This is a genomic window from Bacillus sp. FSL W8-0102 (assembly GCF_038007225.1).
Lineage (GTDB): Bacteria > Bacillota > Bacilli > Bacillales > DSM-4216 > Bacillus_O > Bacillus_O smithii.
This window is the reverse complement of the sequence record NZ_JBBOWT010000003.1, coordinates 1-9,986: the sequence shown is the minus strand read 5'-3', so window position 1 is coordinate 9,986 and position 9,986 is coordinate 1. Positions and strand designations below refer to the sequence as shown.

The following is a 9,986-nucleotide window of genomic DNA, read 5'->3' as shown; positions in this document are numbered from 1 at the left end:
GAGTTTTTGCCCCCACCGAAGGTGTGGGATCAGGCAGTGCCTGATAAAACGATGGGTACATAAAAAAGGCGATTCGCCCACAAAAAGTCCACTAAAGTCCCACGAATAGCCCACTAAAATCCCATAAATGGTCCACGCTTATCCCACGTTTGTCCCACTTTTTTTGCTATGAATCTAACGTTTGGGGGCTGGCTACCGCCGAGGGAGTCCTTCCGAGATCGGAAGGGTTGGGTAGGTTGAGTTTTTGTCTTACGGATCATCTAAAAAAAAGATAATGAAATGGCTAGTTGTATAATCAAATGCAACAAGCATAAAAAATGAAAAACCATAGATAAACCACGTATGATTAAGTCGACTAAAACAATATCGATACGGAGGATTTATCTATGGCAATTACTAATTCTACCATAGGAGCTCGGCATTTCAAACACTTAACGGCTTATGACCGTGGGAAAATTGCGGCCTTACACGCTGCTGGTAAGACTCAACAGGAGATTGCAGATTATGTTGGTTGTCACAAAAGCACCATCTCCCGTGAGTTAAGAAGAGGTACAGTGCCACAAAGAAAAAGCAACGGGAAAATTGTTCATGTCTATTTTCCAGACACAGGTCAACTTCTCTATGAGAGAAACAGGAAAGCCTGTGGCCGCAAGCTAAAACTAGACGATGCCATCGAGTTTATTAAGTATGCCGAAACTCAGATCCTTGATAAGAAATGGTCTCCTGATGCGGTATGTGGGAGAGCCAAACGTGATGGGAAATTCAAAGACAAAATGGTTTGCACCAAGACCCTTTATAACTATATTGATCTAGGACTTATAGGCGTTAAAAACATTGACCTACCTATGAAAATTACCCTGAACACCAAGAAAAAACGTAACCGGAAGAATAAGAAGATCTTAGGACGCAGTATCGATGAGCGACCAATTGAAGTCAATGAACGCCAAGAGTTTGGTCACTGGGAAATTGATACGGTTATAGGCAAGAAGACTAAAGATCAGGCCTTATTGACTCTTACTGAGCGCAAAACCCGTAAAGAAATAATTTTGAGAGTGACAGCCAAGGATAGTCTATCCGTTTCAGAAGTCATATCTCAGTTGAAAGTGTCTTATGGTAATCGGTTCTCTAAAGTGTTTAAAACCATTACGGCTGATAACGGTTCTGAATTTGCTGACCTCGGCCTTAGTGTTGAAAAAGATCTAACAGAGGTTTATTTTACACACCCTTACACATCCTGTGAACGAGGAACCAACGAGCGTCATAATGGCCTTATTAGGCGCTTCATACCAAAGGGGAGACCCATTTCCTCTGTGGCAGAAGAAACCATTACTTATGTTGAAAATTGGTGTAACCATCTTCCAAGGAAGATCCTCAATTATCGTACACCTGAGGAGTGTTTCCAAATAGAGTTAGCTGGCTTAGCTTCTTAACCTTAAGCCAGCTAACCCAAAGGGTTGGTTTTTAGCAACTTGACAAAGAGCCTCTGCGGGCATGGCTACCAGCCATGAAGCCAGGTATACGGTACTGGCTGGGCCAACCAGGCTACCATGCCCACCACTCCACGTCAAGTCGCGCAGAGTGTCCCGATTCTACTTAATCATGGGTTATCTGGTCTTTCAATACTTGTTGCATTTAATATTGCAATTTAAGAAGATAATGAAATTAAGATTTAACAAAGTTAAATATTCCCTTTTATATATGTTTAATTTTACTATATATAGAATTTAAAAACCATACTTGTATTATATTTCCATCAATCTTAGAATTTAGGAAAAACCAATGCGAGGTGTTTTGAGATGAAAAAAATGGTACAAGTTTTATTAGTTAGTTTTCTTGTTTTAACTTCAGTTGCATTTGTTAAACCTTCTTCTTCGTATGCTTTAGATTGTTTGGGAAGAGATAGGCCGACTTGTGCAAAATGGGATTATTTAAGAATACTTCAAAAGATACCTAAATCTTTAAAAAAATCTAATGAAGTTGTTGATTTGAAGAAGTTTTCGCAAAAAATTAGAGGTACTAATGATTACAAAGATCCTAAGTCAGGTTGGATTATTTCTAAAAATAAGGGTAAATCACATGGTGGTTCAGCGTGGAAGTTGTATAATAAAGGCAAAAAGGAACGTATTGCTTCTTTAACGAGTAGTGGAAAAGTGTTAAGAGAATAAAAAAATATTAAGGGTGATTGTTTTATGGCTAAACCTTTGTTTTGTCCTAATTGTGGAGTTAAATTAATTGATGAAGATTTTTATGTAAAGAGTTTTACTAGTTATGAAACTAAAGATCGTAATAACAATGTAGTTGTAATTGATTTAAATGGATGGGGATGTGAATGTGCTTCCTGTAATTGGGAAGGTGACATTTTACCTTACGATGAAGACACTGAATATAATTGATTTACTAAAAAAAAGTAGAGAGGAAAACGATTCGTTTTCCTCTCTACTTTTTTGCGATTTTCCGGAACGGAAAATCGTGTTTTTTCTTTTCTTGATACAAGGGTAACTATTTCGGCGGCGAAATAGTTACCCTTGTATGCCTTAAAGCCTTGTGGTTGTAAGGTTTTCAATAAAAAAAAAGACTTGCTTTTTCAGGCGGATAGATGGTGTGAAAGTGCATGTACTTACCCGGGGAGGTCTGGCGGATATGTGAAGTACTCTTCATAACCAACTTAGTGATAAGTAGCTGAACCGTCAGAAGTCAGCAGAGGTCATAGTATTAGTTGGTCTAGAACAACTAAGAAGGACCGAACAATTAAGAGAGAATAGCCCTTGGTATTCAGTGAGTCATGATGAACACAGAAAACGTAGTACCTCACTTGAGGGAGGAAGCGGTGAATCCCGTGGGAGACCTCTTGGAGGGTGGAGTGACCACTGGCATAAAGAGAACAGCTATTCACGGAAGTTATAAAGACTTGCGTCAATTATCTTAATTGAACCGCCGTATACGGAACCGTACGTACGGTGGTGTGAGAGGACGGGAGTTAATCGCTCCCTCCTACTCGATTTAAAACAACTTATTTGGCAAATCTTTTAATATAGGCATTTTCATAGATTTATAAAACATTACTTGTAAATGATGCAGGTCGCCCATCTATAGGCGTTACAAGAAAGGTCTCGATCACTCTTCCTGAAGAATACTGGCAGGCGATTGAGGACGATCGAGGCGATATGAAGCTGTCTGCGTACCTGAGAGAGCTCATTATTGGAAAGATGGATGAAATCCTATGAAAGATCCCATAAAGGATCCCAAAGTCCTGAAAGAAGCCTTAGAATATGCCAGGCATTCCCTATATTTATCAGGCATGGACATGACGGAGGAAGATATGAAAAATGTAATGGCCGTACTAACCGGAAAAATGACCATGCAGGAATTGATTGAAAAATTAAAGGAAGTATAACACCTCTATATAGGGCTTATTTGCCCTATATTCGTCCATATGGCGATTTTTATAGACTGATAGACCTTTTTTTAAGGGGTAAACCTTAAAAGCGCTTAGAAGCCAAAATAAAGGCTTATACGGTTTTGCTTTCCCCCTTGTTTTGAGGTGGGAGGCTGGCTGGGGGTGTGGGGGCTAGCCCCCACGGTCTTTTTGCGTGTTTAAATATGGCGTAAGAACGTCGCCACGGACGGATGAGCTGGGCGGTTCGGCGGGTACAACGCTTATCCCACGTTTGTCCCACTTTTTTTGCTATGAATCTAAGAATAATTTTCCTGCAATAGGCTCCTTACATAACGTCAGAGAGTGGCGCTTTTTTAAATTTATAAAAAAAATCGTCTTATGCTCTTAAAAAGAAACAATTCAGCTACTAAAGTATTTGAAATTGAATTTAAAGAAGAGAATACCCTACCTTTTTTCTTTTGGTCTAGTAAAATGCTCTACACAAAATTTTATACATCATCAAATGTTTCTCTTTGTATGCTTGTCGATGTTGTAAAACTCCAGTATGTTATTCCACTAAAGGGCCATATTGTTGAGGAAGAGCAGCAATTAACCATGTATTAGAAGGTAAATGAGTTTAGGGTTAAATCGGTCCGAAAAATGCACTTTTTCGGACCGGGTTTTTGAGGTGTTTTATAGATGGCATTCGCCATCATGCTATTTTATGATCATTTTTTGTAAAGCCTGTTTATGTGTCTCATCAACGAGTGGCAGCATCTTTTTCAGCTTTAACTTTTTTTCTCTGTAAGGCTATTGAGAGAAGCTCACATCTTTTCGACTAGCTCCGGTGTTAAATAATTACTTTCATTCATTCGGATCAACTCCATTATTTGATGCTTTTTATCTTTTTACAAAAAAGTATGTATTTTGTTCAAACACTCAGTTACAATTTCGGGTGGTGCTTGATCCTTAATTTGAATCTTTCTGGATACCCAATCTAAACTTTTAACTTGATCAGTCAAAATAGCTCCCTGAATGGCTAAACCTTCTGGGAGCTCTACTTCAAAAGGCCAACCCTTTACTGTGTTTGTAATTGGACAAATAAGTGCAAATCGTGTTATTTCATTAAATTCTTTCGGGGACAATACAATACCTGGGCGACGTCCTGCTTGTTCGTGTCCAGATTGTGGGTTGAAATTTAGATAAACCAAATCCCCACGGTCTGGTGCTTGGGTCAAATTAATTCATTCCCTTCAATACCAAAATCAATTTCCTTATGACGATTTTCCGGCTTTGCTTGCTTTAAAAGTTCTTCTAACGTGTATTTCTTCTGTTTTGGAACTAATGTGATTTTCTTATCATCTATAACTCTTAACTCGATTTCGGAGCCTTGATGAATCGCAACTCGCTCAGCAACATCTTTAGGGATACGAACTGCAAGACTATTTCCCCACTTTTGAACAGTTGTTGCCATTGCCATAGTTTCCACCCCTTCTCCTTTATTGGAATTCAATTATACCACCTTCCGTCTTTTAAGTATATACAAAGTATATACATTTTCACAAAAAATGATACGTATCAAGTTCCCTAACTTTCCCCTACCTTTTTTAGTTTTGAACAAATGTACGAATTTGTATAAAATCATACATTCATTTTCGCTTATTCTCTTGTCTTTTCCCTTTTTCTTCGATATGATCGAGGTATCCTACAAAATCGTACATTCAAATCGTTGATTTTCAAGGGAAGGAGAAAAGATGTCGACACCAAAAAATGTGCAGCCGATTCGTAGTCAGCAGCAATTAGACGATATGAAATGGGCGTTAAAACGCCACTGTTTGCCCCGAGATTACATTTTATTTGTGTTAGGGTGTGAAACTGGCCTACGGGTTGGAGACCTGCTTAAAATCAAAACGGAAGCGATTCTGAGGCTGAAAAACAAAAAAGAGAAGGTTTTACGAGTAAAAGAAGGGAAAACCCAAAAAATCCGCGATATTTATATTGGCCATTGTTTTGAGGAAGTGTATGAATACGCAGCTGGATTAGACAGTGAGTGGCTCTTTCCATCCAGGAAAGGAAACCGGCCGATTACACCGACACAGGCTTACCGCCAGCTGAAAAAGGCGGCTGATTTTGCCGGAGTGGAGCATGTTGGCAATCATACGCTCAGAAAAACATTTGGCTATTGGTTTTATAAAGCCACGAAGGATATTGCCATGTTGCAAGAAATTTTGAACCATTCTCATCCTTCCGTGACTCTCCGGTATATCGGGATCACAGAAGAAGAAACACAAAATGTCTTGAAACATTTTAGCGTGTTTCAGGGTCAATAAAAAAATTGGGCTGTTCATACAGCCCAAAAACTCTATTCAACTATTCCAGAGTAGCTCATATCTTACTCCCTACGGGTCCTATTGTGCGCAATATTATTCGAAACATTCGAACCCTATTGAATACCTGCATGTAAGGTATGTAAATGGGCACTCTCATTTTTTTCAGTGAAAAATCATACAAAAGTTTTCCACTTTTCCTCCACTAATGTGTGAACTACCCTCCACTTACCACCCTTTCGGGTTGCTTGAAGTGGGGGCTTCTCGGGTAATCCTGTCTCATGACAGGAAATTGACCGAGCTAACCCTCCTGTTCCGGGAGTTTGTATTTTCATGCTAATTCTAACAAGCGCAATCCTTCATTTTTGATATTGATTGCTGAATTGTGATCACGATCTAATACAATGCCGCAAGTACATTTATATACACGTTCAGATAATGGCATTTCTTTTTCATTCCCACAACGGGAACATTTTGATTATACCAAAATCTTTGGCTAACGCCAACCGAAATTCATCTCCCCACTTATCGTTGGGCTATCGCCCTTCACACGCTTGAAGTGGGAGACTTCTTTCGGAAATAATGTTAAAATGCAAAAAAAGCATATAGAAACTATATAGAATGATATATAGAGTTCATATAGAAACCATATAGAAACTATATAGAAACTATATAGAAAACTCACTTTTTTTGACCCCATCGTTTTATCAGGCACTGCCTGATCCCACACCTTCGGTGGGGGCAAAAACTCCTTATGCTCTTGCATTTTTCTACCACGCTGAAATCTCAGATATTTCAGAATATTTTTATCAATTTCGCGATACAATTGTAATCGTGTATAATACGGATACGATCTTCAAGGGGGGATCGGCTTTAGGACGGATAATCCACCCTTTGGCCTAACAACTCAAGGGTGGATTATTTTTTTGGTTAAAAGACAGTATTGAAACAGAGGCCCAGGGCAGCATACCGATTCACTGTTTCCCTGCCAACCTAGCTGCTTCACGTTTAAACTGATCAAAAGAAATCTCTCCTGCTGCTTTTGCAATGACTAGATCCTCAATTTCTTTCGTTACTTTTAAGCCTTCGATTTCAAGTGAAGCTTTTACAGACGAAAATTTCTTTTGTAACGTTTCCTTTGAATATTTCATGAATCTTCGCTCCCTTCTAACCACTGAGCAAGAATTAACAATTTTTAGTAGCAGATCTCCAAAACTCACCACAAAATGAAGCCGAATTTTGCATTTAACAAGACACTTATACGTATAACGAAAGATAAATTTGTCTCAGAGCCCCATAGTGCACAATTTTCGAGGGTCGATACACTTTTTTATCGGCCTTCTTATTTTTCTTTCCCTTTTTTGGAAAACAAACGTGAAAAAAAACTTTTTTGTGTCTCTTTTTCTGTTATGGCTGCTTCAATTCTAGCTTGTCTAATTTCCAAAGATTGAGTCAAGGACTCCATGAGTTGTCGATCACGTTTCTCCAATGACTCTTTGATGTATCGGCTTTGTTCGTCTAACTTTTTTAATAGCATTTCATTGAATTTCTTTTGTTCTTCCAGTGCTTTTTTGATCTCTTCAACATCCTCACTGGTTGCCAATGTTGGTGTGTTTGTAACTTTCTCACTTGTTTCTCGTTGTTCATCATGGTTAATCACCAAAGGAAACTCATTGGCTAAGATGTTGCGGATCTCATTTGTATCTTTTCCCTCATCATAAAGTTGCTTTATCCTTTTGAGGATGTTTACAGCTTCAGCTTCATATTTTTTTAATCGACTTCCACCTTTAACCACGAAGAACAATTCAAAATTAGCCAAATAGCGCCTACAAGTTGAATTCGGAATACCTGCCTGCTCTGCCAATTCTGCAATTGTTAGATATTCACTCATTAATGATCACCATCTATCATTGAATATTTCAGATAATCACTCATCATTATTCGTTACTTGCTTATCAATGATTATAAACCATATTATTATCGCTCATCACTTCAGAAAATAGAGCCAGACAGGAAAATCCAATCGTCTTTAAGTAACTATTTTTAGTTAAATTATAAATTTTATCGAATACTTGGTAGTGTTATAATGTAAAAAAATCAATTTTAGAAATAAAAGGGGATTATATGAAAGCCAATTCTAAAATAAGCATGATGTTATCAATAATTTTGTTAGTGGTAATTATAATTTTCGGAGCAACACTCCGTTATTTTCAAGTACCTATGAATGGATTTCCTAAGTTTATTGAAAAAATTGCTGATCAAGAACAATAAGATTTTGCAAATAGGAGTATACCTATTTGCATTTTTTGTTTTAAATAGAAAATGTTGCCTAGATTTCTTGCTCCAACCAATTAAAGAAAACTGCTTGTGGTTGTGGTTGAAATTGTGGATTTGGTTGTTGTTTCTTTTTCGCTGCCATTTCCTTTTTACCTTTTTTCATCTGTTTTTTACGAAAGTCTTTAACATATTTTTCAATTTCAGCAAAAGTGCTATTTAAGAATCGAATAGGATTTTTAATTGGTTCAGGGAATTCCAAAAGCTGATTGATCCCTACAGCAAATTCAGAGAAGCTATAAAATTCTTTGTTGGTTTCAATCCAATTGATTACTGTTTGCAGATCAATTCCTTTTTTCTCGAATTCTTCAATACGATCCTTTAAGTAATCTTTCAGTTCTTCTTCAATTTCAGCCCCCTCTATTAAGTCTCTCTCTCTTAAATTTTCTTTTAATATTTTATTACTTGTTATTTTATTATTCTTATTTTCGGGTGCACCGTGTGCACTAGGGTGGTGCATGTCGTGCACTAGGGGTAGTGCATCTGGTGCACTAGGGTGGTGCATGTCATTCACTACCCCCTTATTAACTTCAGAAGGGCGACGAATGTAATAAAGGTTAGATGTCGGACTGATCTTACCTTTTTTGCTCACTTTTTTTCTTTCTTCCTTGACTAGCAGCCCCAATTTCACTAATTTTTCAACGCAATCAATCGCTTTTCTTTTACTCATTGACGCTTTTTTGGCTATTGTGTCGTAGGAAGGGAAAGCTGTGTCATCTTGACTGTTGGCATAAGAACGCAAAACAACGTAAACCATTTTTTCATAGATTGTAAGTTCTTCCATGTCTAGAATTTCAGTTGGTACAACGAAAACTCTTAGTGTATCTTTTAATTGATTTTCCATGATAAGAATCTCCCTTTCTGTTCCCGACAAAACAAAAAGGCGCACTTTACCCTTTCACCAACCACAACGATTAGAAAAAGGGTAAAATGCACCTTATAAGCCTAAAAAATTATGAATAACGGTTGAAAATCTCTTTATAAACCGTTTATAATAAACTTATCAATAAGGTAATTTACCCTGTTGTGGTAGGTGACAGGGCAGGTTGTTCGGGGTGGTAGCCGAACAGCCTTTTTATTTTGTCGTTCTTTATTTTTTATTTACTCTGATAAATATTTTAACTCCAAAAACACCAAAATTCTAGTCATTTTCCCAATCTTCAGCAATGTTGGATAGAATTTATAAAATACATCTTTTATAACCGATTTGCTCAACCTCACTCATAGAATAGCCAAATTTGGCTCATTTTGGCTTTCTAAGCGTGCTTAAATAGTTTCCTAATGGTTTTTATCTAGTAAATTAATTTTGGCTTAAAATAAGCAAAAAAGATAATCTTGAAGATTATCTTTTTTTATCTCAAAAAGATTGCTCCAAGCCATAAAAGGATTATGGCGAAAACATCAATAATGGTATCTTTCTTTTTTTTGGTTATGATGGAAACAATCAAGTCTACTATTACCACTAATGACAATAAAATTAGTGGAATTGAGGTACTTACTTTTAATACTCCGCATATCACAATAATGAGAGCATAAACAATCCCCATATTAAAATTTTGGTATTTTTTTAAAAATTTGTTTTGTTTTATATTTTTATCTAATTTATCCATTTTTTCACAACTATTACCTGAATTATATTAATATTGTTGATGTAATATTAGCATAATTTCGAAAAGCTGTTCGATGATAAAAATAAGTTCTATTAGGTTGGCAGGGCAACAGTGAAACAGTATGCTGCCCTGGACCTCTGTTTCAATACTGTCATTTCACAAAAAATAATCCACCCTTGAGTTTAACGGCTGATGGGTGGATTATTCTACCTAACTAACAGGCCGATCCCCCTTGAAGATCGTGTCCGTATTATACACGATTACAATTGTGCCACAAAATAAATAAATTATTCAGAAATACCTGTAATTTTTCGTGGCAGAAAAGTGCAAGAGCATAAG

At 37.1% G+C, this 9,986-nt stretch carries 11 protein-coding genes and 1 pseudogene; 5 read left to right on the top strand and 7 right to left on the bottom strand.

Features of this window, described 5'->3' with window-relative positions:
• The first annotated feature begins 386 nt into the window (after nt 1-386).
• The 4 genes from N1I87_RS17955 (at nt 387) to N1I87_RS17940 (ending at nt 3,394) form a co-directional block, all read left to right on the top strand.
• On the top strand, nt 387-1,430 hold the full coding sequence (locus tag N1I87_RS17955; RefSeq protein WP_341101289.1) for an IS30 family transposase: 1,044 nt from the start codon (nt 387-389) through the stop codon (nt 1,428-1,430).
• A 366-nt stretch (nt 1,431-1,796) separates the two neighbouring features.
• Entirely contained in the window at nt 1,797-2,165 is a 369-nt protein-coding gene (locus N1I87_RS17950; RefSeq protein WP_234449446.1) for a hypothetical protein, read from the top strand.
• 24 nt (nt 2,166-2,189) lie between these two features.
• Complete coding sequence (locus N1I87_RS17945; protein WP_099686787.1) at nt 2,190-2,393, top strand: hypothetical protein; 204 nt, start codon at nt 2,190-2,192, stop codon at nt 2,391-2,393.
• An 827-nt stretch (nt 2,394-3,220) separates the two neighbouring features.
• A complete protein-coding gene (locus N1I87_RS17940; RefSeq protein WP_341096181.1) occupies nt 3,221-3,394 on the top strand; it encodes a hypothetical protein in 174 nt (57 codons plus the stop codon).
• Between the two features lie 890 nt (nt 3,395-4,284).
• Here the strand turns inward: N1I87_RS17940 and N1I87_RS17935 are convergent.
• Nucleotides 4,285-4,614, bottom strand: coding sequence for a type II toxin-antitoxin system PemK/MazF family toxin (locus N1I87_RS17935; RefSeq protein ID WP_003352727.1), 330 nt, complete (start codon nt 4,612-4,614; stop codon nt 4,285-4,287).
• Nucleotides 4,611-4,850, bottom strand: a complete 240-nt coding sequence (locus tag N1I87_RS17930) for an AbrB/MazE/SpoVT family DNA-binding domain-containing protein (protein WP_081473003.1) — start codon at nt 4,848-4,850, stop codon at nt 4,611-4,613. Before N1I87_RS17930 ends, N1I87_RS17935 begins: the two co-directional genes overlap by 4 nt.
• A gap of 280 nt (nt 4,851-5,130) precedes the next feature.
• Here N1I87_RS17930 and N1I87_RS17925 point away from each other — a divergent pair, with 280 nt between their 5' ends.
• Nucleotides 5,131-5,706 carry a tyrosine-type recombinase/integrase gene (locus N1I87_RS17925; RefSeq protein WP_327805864.1) on the top strand — a complete coding sequence of 192 codons (576 nt, stop codon included), beginning with the start codon at nt 5,131-5,133 and terminating at the stop codon, nt 5,704-5,706.
• Between the two features lie 328 nt (nt 5,707-6,034).
• On the opposite strand, the pseudogene N1I87_RS17920 reads toward N1I87_RS17925, so the two are convergent.
• The 5 genes and pseudogenes from N1I87_RS17920 to N1I87_RS17900 form a co-directional block, all read right to left on the bottom strand.
• A pseudogene (locus N1I87_RS17920) lies at nt 6,035-6,178 on the bottom strand (zinc ribbon domain-containing protein); the annotation flags it as partial.
• A gap of 499 nt (nt 6,179-6,677) precedes the next feature.
• A complete protein-coding gene (locus N1I87_RS17915) occupies nt 6,678-6,854 on the bottom strand; it encodes an antitoxin VbhA family protein (protein ID WP_169799179.1) in 177 nt (58 codons plus the stop codon).
• A gap of 191 nt (nt 6,855-7,045) precedes the next feature.
• On the bottom strand, nt 7,046-7,594 hold the full coding sequence (locus N1I87_RS17910; protein ID WP_048624570.1) for a MerR family transcriptional regulator: 549 nt from the start codon (nt 7,592-7,594) through the stop codon (nt 7,046-7,048).
• A gap of 438 nt (nt 7,595-8,032) precedes the next feature.
• Nucleotides 8,033-8,881 carry a helix-turn-helix domain-containing protein gene (locus N1I87_RS17905; RefSeq protein ID WP_341103541.1) on the bottom strand — a complete coding sequence of 283 codons (849 nt, stop codon included), beginning with the start codon at nt 8,879-8,881 and terminating at the stop codon, nt 8,033-8,035.
• A gap of 508 nt (nt 8,882-9,389) precedes the next feature.
• Complete coding sequence (locus N1I87_RS17900; protein ID WP_048624567.1) at nt 9,390-9,647, bottom strand: hypothetical protein; 258 nt, start codon at nt 9,645-9,647, stop codon at nt 9,390-9,392.
• Nucleotides 9,648-9,986 lie beyond the last annotated feature (339 nt).

What these genes read in the sequence shown, in the direction of transcription:
- N1I87_RS17905 (WP_341103541.1), bottom strand. Translation starts at nt 8,881, where the DNA reads ATGGAAAATCAATTAAAAGATACACTAAGAGTTTTCGTTGTACCAACT.
- N1I87_RS17900 (WP_048624567.1), bottom strand. Translation starts at nt 9,647, where the DNA reads ATGGATAAATTAGATAAAAATATAAAACAAAACAAATTTTTAAAAAAA.
- N1I87_RS17955 (WP_341101289.1), top strand. Translation starts at nt 387, where the DNA reads ATGGCAATTACTAATTCTACCATAGGAGCTCGGCATTTCAAACACTTA.
- N1I87_RS17925 (WP_327805864.1), top strand. Translation starts at nt 5,131, where the DNA reads ATGTCGACACCAAAAAATGTGCAGCCGATTCGTAGTCAGCAGCAATTA.
- N1I87_RS17940 (WP_341096181.1), top strand. Translation starts at nt 3,221, where the DNA reads ATGAAAGATCCCATAAAGGATCCCAAAGTCCTGAAAGAAGCCTTAGAA.
- N1I87_RS17915 (WP_169799179.1), bottom strand. Translation starts at nt 6,854, where the DNA reads ATGAAATATTCAAAGGAAACGTTACAAAAGAAATTTTCGTCTGTAAAA.
- N1I87_RS17950 (WP_234449446.1), top strand. Translation starts at nt 1,797, where the DNA reads ATGAAAAAAATGGTACAAGTTTTATTAGTTAGTTTTCTTGTTTTAACT.
- N1I87_RS17930 (WP_081473003.1), bottom strand. Translation starts at nt 4,850, where the DNA reads ATGGCAACAACTGTTCAAAAGTGGGGAAATAGTCTTGCAGTTCGTATC.
- N1I87_RS17910 (WP_048624570.1), bottom strand. Translation starts at nt 7,594, where the DNA reads ATGAGTGAATATCTAACAATTGCAGAATTGGCAGAGCAGGCAGGTATT.
- N1I87_RS17945 (WP_099686787.1), top strand. Translation starts at nt 2,190, where the DNA reads ATGGCTAAACCTTTGTTTTGTCCTAATTGTGGAGTTAAATTAATTGAT.